The organism is Mesorhizobium sp. M7A.F.Ca.CA.001.04.2.1, from assembly GCF_003998485.1.
Taxonomy (GTDB): Bacteria; Pseudomonadota; Alphaproteobacteria; order Rhizobiales; family Rhizobiaceae; genus Mesorhizobium; species Mesorhizobium ciceri.
Window position 1 is genome coordinate 1 of sequence record NZ_RZQT01000094.1, and the last position, 22,589, is coordinate 22,589.

General features: G+C 60.9%; 22 protein-coding genes. 9 read left to right on the forward strand and 13 right to left on the reverse strand.

The annotated features are described in order from the left end of the window. The first annotated feature begins 236 nt into the window (after positions 1–236). Positions 237–377 (forward strand): hypothetical protein, encoded by a 141-nt coding sequence (locus tag EN955_RS35535; protein WP_244507019.1) that lies wholly within the window; start codon positions 237–239, stop codon positions 375–377. Positions 378–695: 318 nt separating this feature from the next. Here the strand turns inward: EN955_RS35535 and EN955_RS24455 are convergent, their stop codons facing one another. Next, complete coding sequence (locus EN955_RS24455) at positions 696–950, reverse strand: hypothetical protein (RefSeq protein WP_024505445.1); 255 nt, start codon at positions 948–950, stop codon at positions 696–698. Positions 951–960: 10 nt separating this feature from the next. After that, positions 961–1,194: a hypothetical protein gene (locus EN955_RS24460; RefSeq protein WP_013525244.1), complete on the reverse strand. Its 234-nt coding sequence runs from the start codon at positions 1,192–1,194 to the stop codon at positions 961–963. A gap of 75 nt (positions 1,195–1,269) precedes the next feature. On the opposite strand from EN955_RS24460, the gene EN955_RS24465 reads away from it, so the two are divergent. From EN955_RS24465 to EN955_RS24475, 3 genes are all read left to right on the forward strand, one after another. Beyond that, positions 1,270–1,989, forward strand: a complete 720-nt coding sequence (locus EN955_RS24465; RefSeq protein ID WP_024505444.1) for an SOS response-associated peptidase — start codon at positions 1,270–1,272, stop codon at positions 1,987–1,989. Positions 1,990–2,057: 68 nt separating this feature from the next. Continuing rightward, entirely contained in the window at positions 2,058–2,300 is a 243-nt protein-coding gene (locus EN955_RS24470) for a hypothetical protein (RefSeq protein WP_024505443.1), read from the forward strand. 514 nt (positions 2,301–2,814) lie between these two features. Then, positions 2,815–3,099, forward strand: a complete 285-nt coding sequence (locus tag EN955_RS24475; RefSeq protein ID WP_013525246.1) for a hypothetical protein — start codon at positions 2,815–2,817, stop codon at positions 3,097–3,099. A 95-nt stretch (positions 3,100–3,194) separates the two neighbouring features. On the opposite strand, the gene EN955_RS24480 is transcribed toward EN955_RS24475, so the two are convergent. After that, a complete protein-coding gene (locus EN955_RS24480) occupies positions 3,195–3,485 on the reverse strand; it encodes a hypothetical protein (protein ID WP_013525247.1) in 291 nt (96 codons plus the stop codon). A 740-nt stretch (positions 3,486–4,225) separates the two neighbouring features. Here EN955_RS24480 and EN955_RS24485 point away from each other — a divergent pair. From EN955_RS24485 to EN955_RS24510, 5 genes are all read left to right on the forward strand, one after another. Further along, complete coding sequence (locus EN955_RS24485) at positions 4,226–4,438, forward strand: hypothetical protein (protein WP_013525248.1); 213 nt, start codon at positions 4,226–4,228, stop codon at positions 4,436–4,438. 32 nt (positions 4,439–4,470) lie between these two features. Then, the gene (locus EN955_RS35125) at positions 4,471–4,770 is read left to right on the forward strand and encodes a DUF488 domain-containing protein (RefSeq protein WP_245265410.1); all 300 of its coding nucleotides are present in this window, start codon (positions 4,471–4,473) and stop codon (positions 4,768–4,770) included. Between the two features lie 201 nt (positions 4,771–4,971). Continuing rightward, complete coding sequence (locus EN955_RS24495; RefSeq protein ID WP_024505441.1) at positions 4,972–6,009, forward strand: alpha/beta hydrolase; 1,038 nt, start codon at positions 4,972–4,974, stop codon at positions 6,007–6,009. Between the two features lie 40 nt (positions 6,010–6,049). After that, entirely contained in the window at positions 6,050–6,580 is a 531-nt protein-coding gene (locus EN955_RS24500) for a DUF1003 domain-containing protein (protein ID WP_013525250.1), read from the forward strand. Between the two features lie 965 nt (positions 6,581–7,545). Beyond that, a complete protein-coding gene (locus tag EN955_RS24510) occupies positions 7,546–10,935 on the forward strand; it encodes a DEAD/DEAH box helicase (protein WP_024505440.1) in 3,390 nt (1,129 codons plus the stop codon). A gap of 76 nt (positions 10,936–11,011) precedes the next feature. Here the strand turns inward: EN955_RS24510 and cyoD are convergent, their stop codons facing one another. From cyoD to EN955_RS24565, 10 genes are all read right to left on the reverse strand, one after another. Then, positions 11,012–11,422 (reverse strand): cytochrome o ubiquinol oxidase subunit IV, encoded by a 411-nt coding sequence (cyoD, locus tag EN955_RS24515; protein WP_013525252.1) that lies wholly within the window; start codon positions 11,420–11,422, stop codon positions 11,012–11,014. After that, positions 11,419–12,105: a cytochrome (ubi)quinol oxidase subunit III gene (locus tag EN955_RS24520; RefSeq protein ID WP_024505439.1), complete on the reverse strand. Its 687-nt coding sequence runs from the start codon at positions 12,103–12,105 to the stop codon at positions 11,419–11,421. Before EN955_RS24520 ends, cyoD begins: the two co-directional genes overlap by 4 nt. Further along, entirely contained in the window at positions 12,102–14,105 is a 2,004-nt protein-coding gene (gene cyoB, locus EN955_RS24525; protein WP_024505438.1) for a cytochrome o ubiquinol oxidase subunit I, read from the reverse strand. Before cyoB ends, EN955_RS24520 begins: the two co-directional genes overlap by 4 nt. 2 nt (positions 14,106–14,107) lie before the next feature. After that, positions 14,108–15,130: a ubiquinol oxidase subunit II gene (gene cyoA / locus EN955_RS24530; protein WP_127223470.1), complete on the reverse strand. Its 1,023-nt coding sequence runs from the start codon at positions 15,128–15,130 to the stop codon at positions 14,108–14,110. A gap of 521 nt (positions 15,131–15,651) precedes the next feature. Beyond that, a complete protein-coding gene (locus EN955_RS24540) occupies positions 15,652–16,521 on the reverse strand; it encodes an MBL fold metallo-hydrolase (RefSeq protein ID WP_013525257.1) in 870 nt (289 codons plus the stop codon). A gap of 609 nt (positions 16,522–17,130) precedes the next feature. Continuing rightward, positions 17,131–18,117 carry an ABC transporter permease gene (locus EN955_RS24545; RefSeq protein WP_013525258.1) on the reverse strand — a complete coding sequence of 329 codons (987 nt, stop codon included), beginning with the start codon at positions 18,115–18,117 and terminating at the stop codon, positions 17,131–17,133. A gap of 2 nt (positions 18,118–18,119) precedes the next feature. Continuing rightward, entirely contained in the window at positions 18,120–19,124 is a 1,005-nt protein-coding gene (locus tag EN955_RS24550; protein ID WP_013525259.1) for an ABC transporter permease, read from the reverse strand. Beyond that, entirely contained in the window at positions 19,121–20,668 is a 1,548-nt protein-coding gene (locus tag EN955_RS24555) for a sugar ABC transporter ATP-binding protein (RefSeq protein ID WP_024505436.1), read from the reverse strand. The genes EN955_RS24550 and EN955_RS24555 overlap by 4 nt, the downstream gene beginning before the upstream one ends. Positions 20,669–20,727: 59 nt before the next feature. Further along, a complete protein-coding gene (locus EN955_RS24560) occupies positions 20,728–21,708 on the reverse strand; it encodes an ABC transporter substrate-binding protein (RefSeq protein ID WP_013525261.1) in 981 nt (326 codons plus the stop codon). 100 nt (positions 21,709–21,808) lie between these two features. Continuing rightward, positions 21,809–22,589: GMC family oxidoreductase (locus EN955_RS24565; RefSeq protein ID WP_164769905.1), on the reverse strand; the 781-nt coding region annotated here is incomplete at its 5' end.

Here is a 22,589-nt window from a genome sequence, read left to right on the forward strand (position 1 = left end):
GTGCAGGAGGGGAAAGGCACGCCACCGAAGGGAGCCGACAAGCCAGACGCCGAATGGATCAAACCTGGCCTTGTCGGACGAGTGAAGACCCTTAAGCGCGAGGACAAGCTACGCCATGCGACTTTGCGGGCGATCCGCGAGGCTAAGGCATGACGCCCCGGCCGCTCCACCATGTGAACGTCGAACCCAACTCCCCTGTGGCAGTCGATCAGCGTGCAGCCTTGAAGCTCGTCCGAATGGCCATCGAGCAGGTATGCCCTGCCGGCGTGCTGCCTAGCGAGGAATGGGTGACGGGCTACTATGGCCCAGAACCGATCTATGAAGGCGAGGCATTGGCCAAGGCGATCATTGAGACCGTGGAGCGCCTGACGAAGTAAGCCCGCCGCTGAGGACACAATTACAGCGGCGGGCCTTGCACTTGCACCAGAGCTTGGATTTGAGGAGGGGAATCTCAACCAAGCACATTTCCAACTTCAATTTCAGAAACAGGTTCCAGCCCTACGAAAAAGATTAATCGCGGGTGGCCCGCCACCGGGTCTCGGAGCCAGTGGCGGGCCTTGCTTGGCTGTTTCAAGGAGATTTCCTTACCAAGCGCATTCCGAACTTCGACTGCGGACGCATGTTCCTCCCAGGTCGGTGCAAGAGTTTATGCACCCGGTGGCAATCGATGCATTGGCCAAGGGACGCCCAACAGGTCAACAGACCTTAATCGGCTTTCCAGCGCGCAACATGGCCCGCGCAATTGCGAGTTGCGTTTCCAGCCTAGCGTTCTCTTTCTGAGCCATATTGTTGGCCGCTATGAGCCGTTTCAGCGCCCGCAATGTCTCGCCTCGCGTCCATCCCGCCTCCAGCATGCAATCGACAATCGCCTGAAAGCCCGGCTCCATGGCCTCCTGGCAGTCGATGGCTCGGTCCTGATAATCGTCCTGTCGCTTGGGCGGATTGACCATATCTGCGTTCTCAGTTGGCGGGGCCTTTGGGCTTTGTCTCGGACGTAGATCCGTCGAGGAGATCGAGAAATGAGTGCAACGCCTTCACCATCATCCGAGCGCCGTTTTCGCTCAGGGTGAAGGATCGCTTCCCCTCGGCAGTTAATAGCCCGACAAGGCAGACCTCGGGATTATCGCGGTCATCGATTTCGATTGTGACGCCCGAGACCGCTGGCAGCATTACGTCCTTTGGCTTCTTCGGCATCACCACAACCTTGATACGTTCTCACTCCGTTCCCATCTTGGGCGGGCCTCGATCCTTGTCAATGAGACGACCTGAATGTGTGGACGCGTTTTTGTAAAATCGACCATCCCGGACATGGTGCGGCGCTTCGAGTTCGCGCACCCTGGCGACGTTGAGCGTTTGGGCAACGGGTTCCCGGTCTGGAATGGCGCGCCCAGCCTGACCTATCCAATCATTGTACGTGAAGAGCTTTCCACGAGCATGGCCGGTTTCCTTTCTGCGAAGTGGGGGCTGGTTCCCGGCTGGGCGCGCGATGGCGGCGGGCGGCCACCGCCTGTCAATGCGCGGTGCGAGACGATTGCCAGCAACGGCATGTTCCGAAAAGCATACGCCGCGCGCCGTTGCCTGGTGCCCGTCGACGGCTATTTCGAATGGCAAAAGCTCGATGGTTCGGGCACGAAAAAGCAGCCTTACGCTATCGCGATGACGGAGGACGAGCCTTTTGCCATGGCTGGAGTATGGGAAGAATATGCCGACAAGGCGACCGGCGAGTTGATCCGGACCTTCGCTGTCGTCACCTGCGAGCCCAATACGTTGATGGCGACGATCCATGATCGGATGCCGGTTATTCTGGCGCCTGCCGATTACATGCGCTGGCTCGGACCGGAACTGGATCCACGCGACCTCATGAAGCCATATCCTTCGGAGCTGATGAAGATGTGGCCGATCGACAGGAAGGTCGGAAGCCCGCGAAACAACACGCCGGACATCATTGACGAAATTGGCGTGGGACCAAACGACCTTTTCGACGTTTGAGCCTTTACACTGAACGGTCGCGGTAGGAATATTGTCCTCAGGTGGGGCGACTCTCAAAAGGTGTCGCAATGGCTAGGTCAAAACCCTCAAAGCAGTTATCACAGGCTGAAATCGAGCGCTTCCTGGTGGCAGCGGAAGCGCTGCACCTAAGCATCATCAAGCCGTTCATATCGCCACATTGCGACCACTACAGGCAGACGCGCGTCCTGCATGAGGTGCTATTGAAGGCCGTGCGGGACGTCACCGGGAAAGAGGTCGAGTTCATCCGGTGGAACACCACTGGACCGGTGCTGCCCCCTAAGGCTGGGTAAGCGCCTGGCGGCCGGGGATCGATCAGGCCGAACCCGCAGAACTGACAATGACCGCGATGCGGATAGCGACGGCATCAAGTCCGCCGTCGTAAATTCTCGTGAGGACGTGTTCCGCAGTTTCAGCCCTTTGGGCAGTGCAACCGCGAACGTCGCCACCGCCCAACCTTGCCGGCCTGTTGGCGACGCAATCCCAAACTCCCCACAATCCGTCGCGCTCAACATGACAATAGAATCTGTGCTTGTGATTTTCCACGCAAGGTAAACCCCCCGCATCCCCATTGGGGTCCAATCTATCCAGGAAGGTGGTTAATGGGCCCGCGTTTGCCGATCGCACTTTAGGCTGGCCGCAGTGGTCCGTCGCCCCACGGTGGACTCCTCACTGCACCGGCCACGACATCAGCGCGGTCAGACGGCTGCCGATGCGAAATCGGCGAGATGCGGGAACAGAGTTCAGACGCCGACGTTTTTTCCCCAGGTCACGCGATTTGCGCGTGTAGAACTAACGGAGGAAAAAATGAGCATCAAAATGCTTACGATGGGCGCGATGGCGCTCGCAGTGATGACGGGCTCAGCGCTGGCTGGCAGCAGCACCACTTCCGCGCTCGATGATCCTGCAAAGATGTCACCTTTCTTCACGGATGCCGGCATGAAAACCTTGAGGTCGGAAGCGGATTTCAAGACCGCATGGATGTCCATGAAACCGGATGAACAAAAGGCGGTGCTGAAAGACTGCGGCGACACCACGCTCAACAAGTCGCACGCTGATTTCTGTGCCATGGCCAAGAAGATGGGCGGCTGAGAATAACCGCTCTAGGCATTGTTCCCGAAACGTATTTGGCCCGTCCCTTAGGCACGGGCCTTTTTCTGCGGACCATTCCCTTGCGAGCCATGTTGCTAAGCGCTCCCGTCGGTCTCGCTTTCCTCGTCAATCATCCGGACTGGCAGATAAGCATTCGTTTCCAGCCACTCACGCAAGACGATCTGAATGAGCTCCGACCGGCCGATTTTCATTTCAGCGGCAATGGAGTTCAGTGCGTCCTGTGTTGCTGGCTCTAGCGGGAGGCCGGCGACGTTCCGGAGCATCAACGCAGCGCGCCGAAGCATGATCTGAAGATCCCCTCGCGACATGTCGGCGATGCTATCGGCGGCGTTCTCCAGTTCTTTGGCGAAGGATGATAGGGGCATGGCTCTCATCCTAAAGACAACAGCGGAATAATACACAGCAATTCAATTGAACAACGGGTGTATCGGGGAACGCGGCAAAATTATCCTGGTTGGATTGGCAGCAGGGATCACGGTTCACCTGGGCGGGCATCAATGGATGAAAGGACATGAGATGCACCTTGCTGAGCTTACCAAGTATGCGGTCCAGGGACAGCGTCATTCACAGCGTATGCAGAGAACCGGCATCGGCAACGGCGGCTGGCCACTGTGGACCGAGGCGGAGACAGAAATATGCCGCTCGCTCTATCCAGACTACAAGGCCATGCGCAAGGCGTTGCCACATCGCACCCAAGCCGCCCTGGCGACACGATGCCAGACACTAGACATAGCTAAGAGGCGCCGTATCTGGACGGCAAGAAGTGATGCATTGTTTCGGAGACTCGATCGGACAGCAAGTGCGTCAGAGCTTTGCGCCGCGTTTCCTGACCACAGCCTCAAGAAATTATGCTGCCGAGGCAGCGCCCTGGGTCTTTCCCGCCCTAAAGTTCGCTACAAGCCTACTGGTTTGCTTTACTCGACGAACTTCGATCGGAATGTTCGCGACGAAACGTAACCATGGCCGAACTTGACGAATTTGCGAGGTCAAAGCGCTACTTCCGTCACAAAAACTGGAGGGGCGCCCGAGGCTTTGTCGACTACAATGCCATTGTGCGCGGAATACGAGAACTCGGCGGTACAGTCCACATCGAATGGAGCGAGCAATGAGCGCCTTCTTCCGGTGCCGGGTCGAGGCGACGATCGAGCACATGATAGCCCTTCTGGATGAGATGGATGGTGATCCGAACATGCAGGCGGAACCTGTCGAAGAACAGCATGACCGCGAAGCCGTCGACCTCAACTCTGTCATTGAACGCGTAACTGCGAGGGTTATCCACAGGTCGCCAAGATTGGTAAAACGCTCCGAGCTTCGTTAAGGTCTCGTTAACACTCTGAGAGCATCGTTTGCGTGGGTTCTGAACCCCTAATCGCCTACGAAGCCCGCTGCCTAACCCCAAGCCCCCCGCCCAGGCAGCGGGCTTACTTTTCCAAAGAGAGCCACGTTAGCAGACAGCACTCACCGGCGGAGCCGTTCGCCAAAGGCTTGGCGGAACTGCGAGAGCTTAGCAGCCGGCATCGCTGCCCAATCATGTGCGCGGAAGCCGTCTGCTGGCGGTGCCACCGCCGCATTATTTCCGACTACCTGCTGGAGAAGGCGAACGCGTCATGCATACTCTTGGGGCCGGTCATGCTGAGGAGGCCAGCCTGACGCCAGGCGCTGTGTGCGCGATGATGGAACGATCGTTTATCCCGGAGAGCATCTCCTCGGGACGCAAGCATGGATCATTGCAAGATCGCGGCCATGGCGATCGCCAGACGTTGAAAAGCCTTCCGCGCCAGGCACAGGGTCTGGCGGAACAAGCTGTGACCTCGAAGGTTGGGTCACGCAGACAGCTTCTGAGGCACGCGCATGGCGTTGGACAGAGACGGGGCGAAACTAGCGGCCGGATTGTCCATCGCTGCATTAGCGGCACTAGCGGGATACAACGCCATCCGCGCCAAACGTGCGATCGCCAGCCTGACATGCGGACGTATGATGGCAATTGATGGTCTGCGCCTGCATTTTATCGAAGCCGGAACCGGCATGCCGCTGCTTCTCCTGCATGGATCCATGGCGGAGGATTTCAAGTCGAGCGGCGTCTTCGATGAGGCGGCAAAGACCTACCGGGTGCTCGCATTTGACCGTCCCGGCTTTGGGCGAAGCTCACGTTCGCGCACCCGGCGCTGGTCCGCTTGCGACCAAGCCGACCTCATACATGCCGCCGCCGGCAGATTGGGTATTAAGAAATATCTCGTGCTTGGACATTCCTGGGGAGCCTGGATCGCCCTCGAGTTGGCGCGCAGGCATCCTTCATCGGTCGCTGGCATTGTGCTTGTCTCAGGCTATTACTATCCGCCACCGCGGCTGGATCTTGCACTGGCCGCACTCCCGGCATTGCCGGTGATCGGAACGGGGTTTCGCCACACCTTGTTGCCGCTGCTTGTGAGGCTTGCCTGGCCTTGGGCAATGGAAAAGATATTTCGACCCGCTATGATCGCCAGCGACTTCGCCGCATCCGCCAAGGATGCCGCCAGCCGCCCTTCCCAACTGGGGGCGGTTTGTTCGGAGTCAGCATCTATGCTGGCCGCGGCCCTGTCGGAGAAGGCCAGCTATAAGGACATTTCCGTACCGACCGGCATCCTGGCGGGATCTGGAGACCGGTTGTTCGATGCGGAACGGAATGCACGGCGCCTGCATGGCGAAGTTGGTGGGTCTCTCCTCGAGGTGATTCCGGGCGCTGGCCATATGGTTCATCAGAGCGCCCCGCAGGCAGTAGTCGGTATGGTGCACACGATTTCAGCACGGCACGCCCTTTCCCAATCGAACCGTCGGCAGCGACGTAAGCTGCGTGCCGACGAGTTCAAGCCAGGTCCGGCTCCGCAAATGTTCCAGGCGGGCGACAAGTGACGCCGCTTGCACCAGATCGTCGTTCAAACGAGCTTTCCAAATGAGCGACCAACGTCCAGCCAACATGCATTCGGTGCTCCACCAGAACATAGAGGCACTGGTCGAGCACAGGCGACAACAGGAGGAGCACCAAAGCGTTCAGGTGCGGATTGCCGGCGCTATTTCGCGCTTCGCGGGGAGCATGACTTTCGTCTATCTGCATCTCGCAATCCTCGTGGCCTGGATCCTTGCAAACCTAGGCGCGATGCCAGCCATCCCAGCTTGGGACCCAACTTTCGTGATCCTGGCCATGGTCGCTTCCGTCGAGGCAATCTTCCTGTCTACCTTCGTGCTGATCAATCAGAACAGAATGGCCGAACACAGCGAGCGCCGAGCGGAACTGGATTTGCAGATCAGCCTCCTTAACGAACATGAAACCACGCGGCTGATCGAGATGGTGGCTGCCTTGGCGGTGCGTCTGAATGTCTCCACCCCGGCCGACAAAGAGCTGCGGCAACTGGCAGAGAATGTCGATCCCCGAAAGGTGATGACCCAAATCCAGCAGGCTTCTGAAGATCAGCAGGAAGCTTGATCAAAGCGACCGCGCCGGCAAGCCGCCGCAGCGTACCAACCCAACACGAGCTTACAGCGAGAAACCATTCGCGCGGCTGCTGTAGGCCTGCAATCGTCCTCATCGTCTGGCACTTGGCTGTCGAAGCACCAAGCCCGTCTTGGCGTTGTCCAAGGCGACCTCAGGACGTCAATCGATCGCGGCAGCGTATCAGCGGCGATAGCGAGGTACACTGGGGAGCCGAAGGTGTTCCCAACAGCATAATATGATCACCAAGCCCTTCTTTCTGCCGCAGATCATAACGGCCGTACCTCAACTCTTAAATGCTCAGCAAGGTCCAGAAACTCACATCCAGGATTCGGATCTTGGCCCGAGCTGCTGACTGGATCGCACGCCGGCAAGTCTTACATGCCGTATCCTGCGCCGTGCTTCTGGCTCTTGGCCAATTATTTTCGCCTCACCAAAACTCCCGGAACATTCTGTCCATCCTGCGTTGGGCCGCGCCGGACAATCCCTCTTGCACAATCGCCTGTTGCCCGGCATCGGAAGCTGGATCCCCACAGCTTCAGCCCGCCTCGGCTCCCCACCCGAGGCGGGCGGCGCGGAGTTGATGCAAGCATAGAGACGCCTTCACCCCATCAGAGCTGGCCGTACTGAGCCGCGTTTTGGCGCGCAGCAACCCCAAAAAACGAGACCGAAACCAAGAGAGAACGGAGTGCATCGCGCATCCTGGCTTACTACCAAGCTGGGATAACGGACGAGGACGAACTCGAACAGCTTTCTCGACAATCCCTCGCGTGGTTATCGACATTTCGGCAATTCAGCATGTGCACATACTAACTCCGGCGGACGGGCCACCGCGCGGCATGGCCCGACGCACAGAGCGTTCTGCCGGCGTCGAGCGTGATTCACAGCCGCCAGTTCTTAGGGCAGCTAGGAAGCAATGCATCAACGCCGCACCGGCTGCCCCGTCCTGGAACACTTTAATGCGCGCCGCCAGGAACGGGGTCGCTGTGCTGACGTTCTTCTGGGGACAAGGTGAGATTTCAGTGAACAGGCATATTTCGCGGACGGATGTCGAACAAATCGATCACACGGATGACAGCGGGTTTACGATAGAGCACGGCGTCCCGCCATCTTCAGCTATCGCGGCAGCGCTGGCCGGTGGGCTGGAGGCCAGCCGGCACAAGCACATTATCCATATAACTGCCTCGGAACGCAGCGCCGACGAGATCGTCGGGGCTTTGCGTCAGTTCCTGCCGCACGCGGAGATCATCTTGCTGCCGTCCTGGGATTGCCTGCCTTACGACAGGGTGTGGCCCACACGCGCCAATATGGGGCGGAGGCTTCGTGCGTTGTGTCACATGGCAACGAAGCCCGATCGTGCGCGCATCGCTGTAATGTCGATCGAAGCCAGTCTGCAGCGGGTGCCGCCCGCCCAGGTCATTGCTGGCGGTTTCGCAATTCTGGAGGTGGGACAAAAGTTCGACCGGGATGATTTCAGAACAAGGTCCGAAGCTTTTGGCTATGTCGTCGACGAGAGGGTCGACGAACCGGGTGAAATAGCTTTTCGGGGCGATCTCATGGACATCTTCCCCGCTGGCGCGGAGGACCCCGTTCGCGTCGTCCTTGGCCCAGACAGCTGCATTCGAGAGCTCAAAACCTACGATCCGATCAGTCAGCTCAGCGACCAGGTTCGAGACTCGATTGCTGTCGGACCGGCATCCGAGCTGATGTTTAAAGCTGGTGATCATCCTGAGCTGACAGCGATGCGCGCGACGTCGATGGAAGAGCGCCTGGTCGCATTATTTGGCGCGATGCCATCTGTCTTCGACAGTGCGTCGAGCGCCTCGATCTCCTTCCTTGAAGGGATCGACGGGCAGCCGCTCGACAAAATTCTGGACCTGATCGAGGATGCACGCCGTGCCAGGCAGGAGGCTGCCGGGCGCGAGAAACCTTTGCCGGAACAATTTTACCTGTCGCGTGAAGAGTGGGATGCTTCCGTGCGCAACCGCTCCACGAGACTTGCCGTTTCTGCCGAGCGAGTTCCCAAATTCTTTCGCCAGGCCCGGCCCGGGTACGAAATCGCTGAATTCGTGACAAGGCAGACAAGCGCCGGGGCCAGGGTGGTGTTGACCGGCGATGCCTCTGAACTGCAGCGAGCAGATCGCCTGCTCAATAGAAAGCTAGGCCGGCGGGCTGAGGAAGCGGTCGACTTACCGCAAATACTTTCCGCCGCGAGAGGCTCTCTTCTCAAGGCTGGCTTCGTCCTCGATGAAGGGTTTGTCGACGCGCAATCCGGTATCGCGATGGTCGCCGCAGCCGACCTGTTTGGCCCTGCGTTGAAGGCGGATGCCGGCATGGCCGCAAGCATACTCGAACCCGAGTTGCGCATCGGCGACGTCGTCGTCCATGAAGACCATGGCCTGGGCGTGCTCGCGGCGGTCGAACAGGTCGACTTGGCTGGTCAGCACCAGGATGTTGTCAGGCTGGAATATCATGGCGGGGCTTCCTTGCTGGTTCCGGTCGACGACTTTGGGAAAATATGGCGCTACGGCTCGGAACCGGAGGCAGTGTCGCTCGATCGCCTCAACGGCGAGGGCTGGCCCAAGCGACGCGAGGCTGCGTTGCGCGAGATCGACAGGCTGGCCAAGCGCCTGGTGGGCCTTGCCGAGATGAGGTCCAGCCAGCCCGCCGAGATCATCAAGCCCTCCCGCGCGGACTTGGCCCGTTTTGCGGCGAAATTTCCCTATACCGAGACTCCTGACCAGGCCGCCGCCATCCGCGCTGTGCTCGACGACCTTTCCTCGGGGAGAACAATGAACCGGCTCGTCTGCGGTGATGTTGGCTTCGGCAAGACAGAGGTGGCTTTGCGTGCTTGCGCCGCCGCCGCCCTCTGCGGGAAACAGGTTGCGGTCATAGCGCCGACAACCGTGTTGGCACGACAGCACTATGAGACGTTCAGCCGCCGTTTCGCAGGAACGGGCCTGCAGGTCGCCCACCTGTCAAGGATGGTCGGGGCAGCAAAGGCAAAAGCGGCAAAGGAGGGCCTGCGGAGCGGCCAGGTTACGATCGTCGTGGGTACTCAGGCCTTGGCGTCCAGGAGCGTCACTTTCGCCAATCTTGGACTGCTGGTGATTGACGAGGAGCACCGGTTCGGCGTCAAGTTGAAGCTGGCCCTGCGGAACATGGCGCCCTGCCTTCACACGCTGAGCATGAGCGCCACCCCGATACCGCGGACGCTGCAATCGGCGCTGTCGGGCATCCAGGATGTCAGCGTTCTAAACTCTCCGCCCGCCAAAAGACGTCCCGTCCGCACGATCCTGGCAGCGTTCGATCCAGCATCGGTGCGCGCGGCCCTCTTGCGTGAATTTCGCAGGGGTGGACAGAGTTTCTTCGTGGTTCCTCGCATCGAGGACATTGGCCCGGTCTCTGACCAGCTGAACAGGCTGGTGCCGGAACTCGGCGTCATGACGGCGCACGGTGAAATGAAAGGGAGGCAGCTGGACGAAGTCATGGTCGGATTCGCTGACGGTGATGGCGACATTTTGTTGAGCACCGACATCATCGAGAGTGGGCTCGATGTGCCTCGAGCCAACACCATCATTGTCTGGCGCCCGGACCGGTTCGGTCTGGCGCAGTTGCACCAGCTACGGGGTCGGGTCGGTAGAGGAGCGATGCAAGCGGCTGCGTTTCTTCTGACGGAACCTGGTGTTGAGCTGGCCGACGGCACCAGGGCCCGGCTTTCGACAATGCTTGCGCTCGATCGGCTTGGCTCCGGCCTGGCAATCAGTCAAAGGGACCTCGACCTGCGCGGCGCCGGCGATCTCTTCGGCGAAGATCAGGCTGGGCATATGAAACTGATCGGAGTGGGCCTCTACGAGCACTTGCTGGAGCGGGCGGTCTCGGCGGCTGGAGAAGGGGCCGACCCCAACAGGCAACTTGCCAACATCAACGTGCCTGCAAAAGGGGCTTTTCCCGAAAGCTATGTAAACGAGCCTACTGTCCGTGTTGGCCTCTATGCGCGGCTCTCTCGTATTCGTTCTGACTTGGACCTTGATGCATTCAGCGAGGAGCTCGAGGACCGCTTTGGTGACATGCCTGGCGAAGTGACCGTTCTGCTGGAACTTACCAGGTTGCGGATAGCAGCGTCGGAACTGGGTGTCGGCAAAGTTGATGTTGGGCCCGAAGCCGTCGCGATCACCTTGCGCAACAAGCCTCTGGCGTCACGCTGGCGGGACAGGAAGGTGTTGGGCCTGGAGTACCGAAACGGCCGCGTGATTTTCAGGCGGATCGAGCCCCGCGTCTCAGGCATCGATGCCGTTCGCTTGGCGCTAGATGCCATACGTGCAGTTCAGCCAAAGCACGAGGTCTGACGAGCCTTTTATCTCCACCCCGGCGGTACAATGTACCAGCTTCATATCACCTCAGCCAAGACTAGCAGGGCGAGGTTTAAGGCATCGTTCCGGCTTGATGGGCCGTCATGGCGGCCATGTTCTCGTTCAGGTGGGCCATGATCCAAACCGAGCCCAGGACCACCAGCGCAACGATCAGCACGCCGAAGGCCAAAGCCAGGATGTTGTTGGTGTTGTCCGGCCCGGTGGTCAGGTGCAGAAAAAAGACTAGATGCACACCCATCTGCGCAACAGCGAGCACCACCAGGGCCGAAATCACCGCCGGCTGGTAAATCAGATCGGTTTGAGCCGCCAGGAATGACGCGATCGTGAGCAGGATGGCCAGGCCGTAGCCGATCACATAGCCCAACAGCCCTCCAGCCACTTCGTGCTCGGTTATACGTTCCTCGCCCGGTGCGGAATCGCGGCGGTCCTGCATCTCGCCGGGCCTGCTCTCGGTGTCAGTCATGGCGATGCTCCCAACAGATAGACCAGGGTGAAGATGGCGACCCAGATGATGTCGAGTGCGTGCCAGAAAAGCCCGAAGCAGTGGACCCGCCGCAAAATATCCGACCGAAAACCCTTGACCCATAGCTGCGCCATCATTGTGCCCAGCCAGAGCAGCCCCAGCCCGACATGGGTGCCGTGGCAGCCAACGAGCGCAAAGAAGGCTGATAGAAATGCGCTGCGCGAAGGCCCCGCCTGCTCGCCGATCATCGCCGCGAATTCCTGTACCTCCAGAAACAGGAAGGCTGCCCCGAGCAATCCGGTGACGAGCAGCCAGGCCTGCGTGGCAGCCATCGATCTGCGACGGGTCGCGAGTGTCGCCAGGCCACCGGTGAAGCTCGACGTGAGCAGAAGGCCCGTCTGCACCGCAACGCGGGTGGGCTCGAACAAATCCTTGCCGGTCGGTCCGCCGGCGGTCGCCTTGGCAAGCACGGCATACGCCGCGAAGAAGGCCGAGAATATGATGATGTCGGACAGCAGAAAGATCCAGAAGCCATATGCCACGGTGACGAATTTCGAGGCCGGGCCGCCTTCACCGTGGCCGGTCGCGGAGCGCACGCCGTGTCGGCCGCCCTGACCAAGCCGATAGGGGTCTCGGGCCTGGGTGCCCGCGCTGAAGTCGCCGGGTAGCGCGTGATCGCTCATGCCGGCCGCTCCCAGCGCCGCAGCCGGGCTGACTGTGCGGCCTTGTGGTCATCGTCGATGCGCGCGACCTCTTCGGCGGGAATCTCATAATCCCCATGATCGCGCCAGGCGAAGACGACGAAGGTCGCGTAGGCGCCGATGAAGCCGACGATCGCCAGCCACCATATGTGCCAGATCAGCGCGAACCCGATCAGCGTGCTGAAGAAGGCGGTGACGAAGCCTGTCGGGCTGTTGCGCGGCATCTCGATAGGCTCGTATCCTTCCTCCGCACCGGGCCTCTTCTCCTCCCTTGCCCGTTGCTTGATGCGCCAGTAGGGCTCTTCATCCTCGACGTAAGGCAGCCGCGCGTAGTTGAAAACGGGGGGAGGGGAAGACGTCGACCATTCCAGTGAACGCCCGTCCCATGGGTCGCCTGTCTCATCGCGAAGCTTGTCGCGATGTCGGATCGAAACGGCGAGTTGCATGATCTGCAGTGCGGCGCCGGCGATCATCACCAGCACGCCGAACACGGCCACCACCAGCCATGGCGCCCAAAGATCCATGTCGATATGCTGCAGGCGCCGCGTCATGCCGAGCAGACCGACGATATAGAGCGGCACGAAGACCAGAATGTAGCCGGCCAAGGTGACCCAGAATGCGGCCTTGCCCCAGCCTTCGTGCAAGCGGAATCCGAACGCCTTGGGAAACCAGTAGGTGAAGCCGGCGAACGCGCCGAACAGCACGCCCGAAATGATGACGTTGTGGAAATGCGCGACGAGGAAAAGGGAGTTGTGCAGCACGAAGTCGGCCGGTGGAACGGCAAGCAGAACGCCGGTCATGCCGCCGACGGTGAAGGTGGTCACGAAGCCCAGCGCCCAAAGCATCGGCGTGTCAAAGCGGATGCGCCCGCCATACATGGTGAAGAGCCAGTTGTAGATCTTCACCCCGGTGCCGACGGCGATGACCGACGTGGCGATGCCGAAGGCGGCGTTGACGTCTGCTCCGGCGCCCATGGTGAAGAAATGATGCAGCCAGACCATGAACGAGACGATGCAGATGAACATCGTGGCCGCGACCATCGAACGGTATCCGAACAGCGGCTTTGACGAGAATGTCGAGAAGACCTCGGAGAAGATGCCGAAGGCGGGAAGCACCAGAATGTAGACCTCGGGATGGCCCCAGGCCCAGATCAGGTTGACGAACATCATCTGATTTCCGCCGGCTTCGTTGGTGAAGAAATGGAAGCCGAGATAGCGGTCCAGCGTCAGCATCGCCAGCGTGGCGGTGAGGATCGGGAAGGCTGCGACGATGAGCAGGTTGGACGCGAGCGAGGTCCAGCAGAACATCGGCATTCGCAGGTAGCCCATACCAGGCGCACGCATCTTTAGGATGGTCGTCACCAGGTTGACGCCGGTAAGCAGCGTGCCGACGCCGGAGATCTGGATCGACCACAGATAGTAATCGACACCGACGCCCGGCGAGTAGGTGGTCTCCGACAAGGGGGCATAGGGCAGCCAGCCGGTGCGCGCGAACTCACCGATGACAAGCGAGATGTTGACCAGCAGGGCTCCGGAAGCCGTCAGCCAGAAGCTGACGGAATTGAGTGTCGGAAAGGCTACATCGCGTATGCCAAGCTGCAGCGGTACGGCGAAATTCATCAGGCCGATCATGAAAGGCATCGCCGCGAAGAAGATCATAATCGTGCCGTGCGCGGAAAAGATCTGGTCGTAATGCTCCGGCGGCAGGTAGCCCGGCCCGTGGATCGCCAGCACCTGTTGCGTGCGCATCATGATGGCATCGATGAAGCCACGCAGAAGCATGAGCATCGCCAGCACAATGTACATCACGCCGATGCGCTTGTGGTCGACCGAGCTTATCCACTCGTTCCACAGATAGGGCCAGTAGCCCTTCACCGTTATCCATCCAAGCACGGCGACCCCTGCCAGAAAGACGCCGAGAGCCGCGACGAGCGGGATGGGTTGATCGAAGGGAATGGCCGACGAGTCGAGCTTGCCCAGCATCGTCATTCCGCCCCTTCTGCCTGTGGATGATGCCCCGTCGGCGGCGCCGCCGCGGGCAATGCCTTTGGGCTCACCTGTGGCTCGCCGCCGGCGGCACTTTCGGCCGGCCCCGGACCCGGGGGCAATATCTGCTGAGCGACGGCATCGAACAGCCCGGGCTGAACATGACCGAACGTGGACGGCGGCACGTTGGTGCTTTGCCGGGCGAGCTCGCGGTAGGCATTCGCGTTGAGCACGCCGCCGCCGCCACGCAGCGACGACGTCCAGCGGGTGAAGGCATCGGCTGAAACCGCGCTCACGCTGAAGTTCATGTCCGAGAAGCCGTCGCCGCTGAAGTGCGCCGACTGGCCGAAAAAGCTGCCCTCGCGGTCGGCCTGCAGATGCAACTCGGTCTGCATGCCGTTCATGACGTAGACCATGCTGCCAAGCTGGGGCACGAAGAACGTGTTCATCACGCTGGCCGAGGTCAGCTTGAAATGAACTGGAACGCCGGCGGGGATAACCAATTGATTGACAGCGCCCACGCCCTGCTCGGGATAGAGGAACAGCCATTTCCAGTCGAGCGCCACCACCTGGATGTCGAGCGGCGGCTGCGCGGAAGGGATCGGTTTGCGCGGATCGAGCTGGTGCGATCCGTAATAGATCAGCCCGCCCAGGAAAAGGATGGTGAGCGTGGGGATCGACCAGACGATCAACTCGATGCGCCCCGAATAGGTGAACTCCGGGTCATAGCGCGCGTCGCTGTTCGAGGCGCGGAATTTCCATGCGAAGGCCAAGAGCGCAACAAGCGTCGGAACAACGATCCCCAGCATCACCGCCAGTGAGTTCAAGAGGATCGTGCGGTTGCCCGAGCCAATGGGTCCTTGCGGGTCGAGCACACCCCCCGCGCAACCGGGCAAGAATGCGATTGCCGGGATCCAGAGCAGTCGCCGCCCCGGCTTGGAGCTGGATCGCAACAACACTTGCTCGGCCACCAATCCTGGAGAGGACGCGTTCTTGGGGCACGCGCTCTTGGCACTTCTCATCTGAAGCCTTCCTCTGAACCAACTTCAAGGCGCGTGGCCGGGGTGCCGCCCTCCGCCGGACGAAGGACCTAACTGGCGCTTCCCAGGTTTGTTCCTCCTCGCTGGCTCGTGCACAAACTCCAATTCGGCGGCACGGCGATGGAGCACAGCTAAGTCGATCACCCCATCAAGCTGGTGGAGCCGGGACCGCTCCACGGTTTTGGCCCATGAGCGAATCGACGCCAGTCATGGCTCGTGACGACCGGTGGGGGCCCGAACTTCTTGCCGATCGCCGCGCCGGCGGAGAGGACACGTCCTTCGGGGTGCTCGTTTTCCATCTGACGTCTGCTCCTGACGCGGGATTTTTTCGGGGCTGGCCGCAAGTCGCCCAAGCGTGCGACGCCTAACTGGCGCCTCCCGGGATTGTTCCGCTTGTCAGTGTTTGGGCGACATGGGCGCGACCCGAGGGGGGGAACTCTACCTGCTCGAGAGATGGAGTTGTCCAACGTGACCATATTCACAACGACGGCGGCTCGGTTACCTCAGCTATTTGCAGCCGTCGCTGGCTCGCGTACGAATTTTGATTTCGGCGGGACGGCGAACACCGTGAAGCGCTCAGCCAGACTGTCAAGAGCTTTACGCATGCCCACTCCAGCGGCAGCCGCACCGTGTCCAGTGATGACCATCTGAGGGTTCAGGGCAGCCAGACGCTTCACAGATCTTTCCGCCGCATCCCAGTCCGGCGTGAAGTAGCGCGGCGGACCGTGCATCTCGAGATCCTGGACGGCGACCTCATAGACGGACTCCTGACCGGTGGTGATGAAAGCGTCCCCTACGATCAGCGAGCGGTCTTCCTCGCGCCAGAGCGAAATGTGACCAGGGGCGTGCCCGGGTGTGTGCAGCCATTGCCATCCGGGCATTCCGGGGACCGATCCGTCGGCGGGCAAGAGTTCCAATCGGTTGCCAAGATCGATCGGCCCGCGCGGAAAGAGCGGCGAAAGCAGCGCCATCAGTCCGCCCCCGACCCAGGGATCCGGTGGCGGATAAGATTCAGTTCCGTCCAAATAGGGCCACTCGAGTCGATGCGCGAAGACGGGCACCTCCCACCTATTCGCGAGGTCCAGAACCGTTCCCACATGGTCAAAATGGCCGTGTGTCAGGATAACCGCGGCAGGCCGTGCGTTGGTGCCAAACCGCTTTTCCGCGACCGCAAGAATACTGCTTCTCGACGTCGGCAACCCCGTATCTATTAGCACCCAGTTCCGATCTCCGCTGCGCGGTGCGCCGAAGAACACGACATTGACGATTGCCAGCCGCAAATAACCCAGGTCCGGTGCGATGCTCCAGGCACCGTCGCCATGATCTTCGCGCCTGGCGTGGTCGATCTCGGAAAGTCGAATCTGAACGGTCATGATCCCGTGCCTCGGTTGTTGCTGCGCAGCCGCTCGAGTTCATCGGCGGCGGTGGAACATCGCCCCGAACTTGGGCACGGCCCCCTTGTTCCTTCCTTGATCCTCGTTCGCCACCCGGATCGCAGACAGTCCACCACCGGAACAAAGGCTCGGCCAATCGGTTTGACAGAAGCCGCTCACGCAAGGGCGCTGGACTGAGCAACGAAGATCGGGCGCGCCCGATCGGATGCGGTATTTCGCCAACACGGTTTCGGGTCCGAACAAGGCGGCCGAGTTCGAAGCCGACTGTCCAAAAACGGCTTCCAATGAGCGAAGTGGGACGCAAGGACCAGCAACAGATGCTTCGGTCCGGAAGCTTCGCGCTTCGTCAGCTTTTCAATGGCAGGTTTTGAGTGAGTTGTTCGCATGGTCCGGTCCCTGAAGGCACAAGGCTGCTAAGTGGGTGGCGCGTATCGCGGACTGCAATGGCTATAAATGCGCATTTTCGGACCCTCGCATGTGGGCTCCTCACCATGCCTCTGGGACTTGCATTTTGGGGATTATCCGCGAGGTTTCTTCGGCAAACGGACAGATGCAACGACGGCAATTAGCGTTGCACTTTAGCGGCGCTCATGGGCCACTTGTCGTCGCGGGCCAGCTTCCGCGCCGTCCGGTCAGCCGCGCCTGGAGCAGCACCACGACCAGCAGGAAGAGCCCCCGGATGACGGACTGCCAGTAGGCCGAGAGGGAGATCCAACCCAACCCGTTTTCAAAGTTCAGGATGTTGAAAAGGATGCCGAGCAGGAGCACACCGGCCAGCGTGGTCATGACTGAGCCCGAGCCGCCGGTAAGCAGCGTCCCGCCCACGACCACGGCAGCGATGGCAGACAACTCCCAGCCGACGCCCTCGATTGGCTGGCCTGCGCCGAACTGCGAAGCGAGAACGACGCCCGCGAGCCCGGCCAGGCAACCGCTTGCGACATAGACGAGAAATTTGATGCGGTCCGTGCGCAGCCCCATCAGCCGCGATGCATCTTCGCCGCCCCCGATGGCCAGCACCGTCCGTCCCGTGCTGGTGTAATTCAGGACGACCGATCCGACCACATACGCAACCAGGGCGATGACCGCCGGGATCGGGAAGATCCAGAAGTTTCCTTGGCCGATGGCGGTGAAACCTGAATCATAGGACACCGAAACGGACTGGTTGCCAGCCAGAAGCAACGCCGAGCCGCTTGCGGCCAGCATGGTGGCAAGCGTGGCGATGAATGGCATCAGGTTTGCGCGCGTAACCAAGAGCGCGTTGATCAGCCCGGCTGCCAAGCCGGCGCCCACGCCAGCTGCAACACCAGCTGCTATGCCGTGGGGGCTCGCCAGCGCGGAAGCGACGCTGCCCAAGGCGGCGACGGAGCCGACCGACAGGTCGATGCCCCCGGTCATGATCACGAAGCACATGCCGAGCGCGACGAGCGCGAACATCGAGTTGTAGCGCAGAACGCTCATCACATTGAAGAAGCCCAGGAAACGTTCGTAGCGCAAGAATCCGAACAGCACCAAGGCTGCAAGCGCGACAACGACACCGTAGGTGCCGACTATGCCAATCAGTCGGGCGCTGTTCATAACTACACTCTGTGTTGCTGCTGCAGCCAGACGGCGAATGCGATGATAGCGGCCTTGACCACGAGCGCAGCGGCATCGGGCACACCATTGGCGAGCAGCGTGTAACGGACCAACTGAATGGTCAGCGCGCCGAGCAGGGTGCCGATAATCGTCGCCTTGCCGCCGCTGAGCAGCGTACCGCCCACTGCGACAGCCGCGATGGCGTCCAGTTCCATGCCCAGCCCGACAAGATTTGCGTCACTGGAGGAGTTGATCGCGATGACGACGAGACCGGCCAGCCCCGCGCAAAGGCCGCTGATCGCATAGACCGCGAGCTTGATCCTCGCTACGGCGATGCCAGCGAGTTCCGAGGCCTTTTCGTTGCCCCCGACGGCCAGGATGCTTCGCCCGAATACCGTGCGGTGAAGAGCCCACGCCGCCGCTGCAACCAGCACGGCCATGATGATGACCTGTGCCGGAATGCCGAGTGGGCGGGCCAGGCCGATCCATTGGAATTGCGGCACGCGGAAGGTCTGCAGATTGCCGTTGGTCATGACCTGCGCGATCCCGCGCCCCGCGATGAACAGCACAAGCGTTGCGACGATCGGCTGGATGCGGAAGCGGGAGACGAGCCACCCGTTGAACAGTCCCAACAGGCCGGCAACGAAGATCGAGACGACCATCGCCACGACGACCGCCAGGTAGGTGTTCCCGACCGGGAAGATCTTGCCCATGAAGATCATTGGCGCCAGTGCGCCGGAGATAGCCATCAGCGAACCAACCGACAGGTCGATGCCGCCGGTGGCGATCACCAGCGTCATTCCCACCGCGACGATCACAATGGTGCAGACCTGGGTCAGATTGACGTTGAGCGTCTGCAGCGTCGCAAAATTGCGAGTATAGCCGAGATTGAAGGCGATCAGCAGCATCAGCGCGATCACCGTTCCGTAGCGCGCCAGAAAGCCGAACAGATTGAAACCGCGGGCGCCGGCGTCGTTGGCAGGGGATGGTGTGGCCAGATCGCTCAAGCTGCCGCCTCCACCGGCGAACCGCCATGCGCCATCGCCGCGAGTACGTCCTCCACGTTGGCCGCCTGGCCTTCCAGTTCGGCCACGCTCACCCCTTCGCGCAGCACGAATATGCGATCCGCCCCTTCCATTACCTCCTCGATTTCCGAGGAGATCATCAGGACGCCGAGCCCATCGTCGGCAAGCTTCAGAATGAGGCGCTGGATCTCGCCTTTAGCCCCGACATCGATGCCGCGTGTCGGCTCGTCGAGGATGAGCAGCTTCGGGTTCATCGCCAGCCACCGGGCCAGCAGCACCTTTTGCTGGTTGCCGCCTGAGAGTTCGCGGACCTTCTGGTTGGGACCGGAGCATTTGATGCCGAGGTCGCGAATGAAGCGCGCGACGATCTCGCGCTGCCGGTCTTCGTTCAGGATGCCGTTGCGACTGATCTTCGGCAGCAGTGCCAGCGTTATGTTTTCCGCCACCGTCATCTCCGGCACGATGCCTTCGGCTTTGCGGTCTTCTGTGCAGAACCCCATTCCGGCGGCGATTGCGTCGGCGGCTCGCTCAGGATGGTAGGATGCCCTTTCCATCGTCATCTCGCCGGCCTTCAGGCGGTCGGCGCCGAATACAAGGCGAGCTGTTTCGGTGCGGCCGGCGCCGAGCAAGCCGGCAAAGCTGGCAATCTCCCCGCGGCGCACATCGAAGGTCACATTGCGAACCGACTGGCCGGCCGACAGCCCTTGCGCGGTAAACAGCACATCGCCTATCCTCGAACGATCGCGCGCGCCGAACGCAGTCGCGTGGCCGTCGACCACCGCGACATCGCGGCCAAGCATGGCCGCGACCAGTTCCAGTTTGCCGATGTCGCTCATCGCAGCGCTGCGCACCGTGTGGCCATCGCGCATGATCGTGACCCGGTCGCATACCTCGTAGAGCTCGTCGAGCTTGTGGCTGACGAATAGAACCGAGACGCCTTCGGCCTTGAGCTGCCGGACGACGCTGAACAAAACTGAGACTTCACGCTCGTCCAGCGAGGAGGTCGGCTCATCCATGATCACGAGGCGGGCGGAAAAGCCGATGGCGCGGGCAATCGCCACCATCTGCTGCGTGGCGGTATTGAAGTCGCCGAGCGGGCGGCGCACATCAATGCGGATCGAGAACCGGCTGAGCAGGCGCTCGGCTTCAGCATGCATCGCGCTCCAGTCGAGCAGTCCCCGACGGCGTTTCTCGCGTCCGAGGCAGATGTTCTCGGTTACAGAGCGGAGCGGGACGAGATTGATTTCCTGGTAGATGGTACTGATGCCGCTGACCTGCGCCTCATGCGGAGACCCGACCTCGAACGGCCTCTGCTCGAACAGCACCTGACCCCCATCCCGACGGTGGTAACCGGTGAGCACCTTGATAAGGGTCGACTTGCCCGCACCATTCTGGCCGATGAGTGCGTGGACCTCGCCCGGAAGGACCTGGAGTGAGGCACCGGCCAAGGCAGGGATACCGGCAAAACGCTTCTGGATGTCACGCATGTCCAGGAGCAGCGCTGCTTGATCCGGCTGAGTGATCATCGGCAAACTCCAAACCCTACCCGCCGGAGCGGGTAGGGCAGCTGGAAACAGGGTGGATATCAGAATGCAATATCGAAGTCCTTCTTCGCATTCGTCGGGTCGAAGAAGGCATCCTCGTTCTTAATAAAGGGCGGGATCTTTTTGCCGGCGGCATAATCGGCCATCGTGGCGAAGGCCTTCGGCCCGAACAGCGGGCTGCAGGCGCAGATGGCGCCGATCTTGCCGTCGATGATCGCCTGTACGCCTTCCTTCTCGCCGTCGATCGACAAGATCAGCACATCCTTGCCTGGGGTCTTGCCGGCGGCTTCCAAAGCGGCGATTGCACCCAGCGCCATCTCGTCATTGTGCGCGTAGATGATATCCGCATCGGGGTGCGCCTGAAGCAGCGTCTCGGCAACCTGCCGGCCCTTGTCGCGGGCGAAGTCGCCGGACTGAGACGCCAGGATAGTGAACTCCGAATGCTTGGCGATGAAATCGTCGAAGCCCTTCTTGCGATCGGTGGCCGCCGAGGCGCCGGTCGTGCCTTCCAGTTCGATGATCTTCGACTTGCCATTGGCGTTCTTGACCAGCCATTCGCCGATACGGGTCGCCTCCTCGATGAAATCCGACCCGATGAAGCAGACGTAATCCTCGCCCGGTTTGGCCATCGTGTGGTCAACGTCGCGGTCAACCAGGAACACCGGTATGCCGGCATCGCGCGCCGCCAGGATAACCGGCACCAGGGGCTTGTCCTCGCGCGGCGGCAGGAAGATGGCGTCGACGCCCTGCGCGATCATCGAGTTCACATCGGAAGCCTGCTTGGCCGACGATCCGGCGGCATCCGTGTAAACCAGTTGATGGCCGAGCTTGGCGGCTTCGTCCCGCATGCTCTTGGTCTCGGCAAGGCGCCACGGATTGTTGCTTTCCGTCTGGGCGAAACCGACCTTGTACTTGTCCTTCTTGGCGAGTGGCGGCAGCGCCGCAAAGGCGCGTGAGCCGAGCATCAGCGCGACCGCGCCGGCGGCGGAGCCTACCAGTAGTTTTCGACGGGTAATGATCATGCTCTTTCCTCCTTGATTGTCGCTTTCTGCGACCATGGACTTCCTCATCATTCGGCCCTGAAGGCTGCGGCGACGCCGCTGTTTGCAATTGGATGGGGCGCTATGCCGCCTCCAGGATGAAATCGGCGCATCGATCGCCCAGCATCATCGCCGGCGCGGCCGTGTTGCCGGCATTGATGTTCGGACAGGCCGACATGTCGGCAACCCGCAGATTGTCCACCCCGCGCACGCGCATCGCCGCGTCCAGCACCGCCATCCGGTCGCTGTCCGAGCCCATTCGGCACGTGCCGGCCGGATGGTAGTTGGTCTTGACGAAGCGTTTGCAATGTTTTGCCAGCGCCTCATCGCTGAGATCATCCTGACTTGGCACGGCAATGGCCTTGACCCGATCGCCGAGCGGCTTGGTCTGGAACGCCTGCAGGAAATAACGCTGACCCGAGATCATCTCCCGCATGTCGTCTGGATGCTTGAGCAGATTGGGCGAAACGACCGGCATGTCCTTCGGGTCCGCCGACCGCAGCCTCACAAAACCACGCGACTTAGGCTTCACCACAACCGTCGTGACGGTAAGCCCATAGGTGTTCTCGACGAGGGTGAGGATATCGCGATCCAGATAGACGTGCGGAACGCAGAAGGCCTGGATCGTTGGTTCACCGTGCGGATCGGCCGGGTTGACGAAGGCGCCGGCCTCGACTCCGGCCGAGAGGATCGTGCCGGTGCCGAAGAGCTTGAAATGGAGGCCATTCCTGATCATCCGCCAGCCTTGGCCTTGCCTGAAATAACCGTAAGGGCCGTTTGCCGTGGCGATGATCGGGACCTCCGGATGGTCGACCAGATTTTCGCCGACCCCTGGCAGGTCGGCGGCGCAAGCAATGCCATAC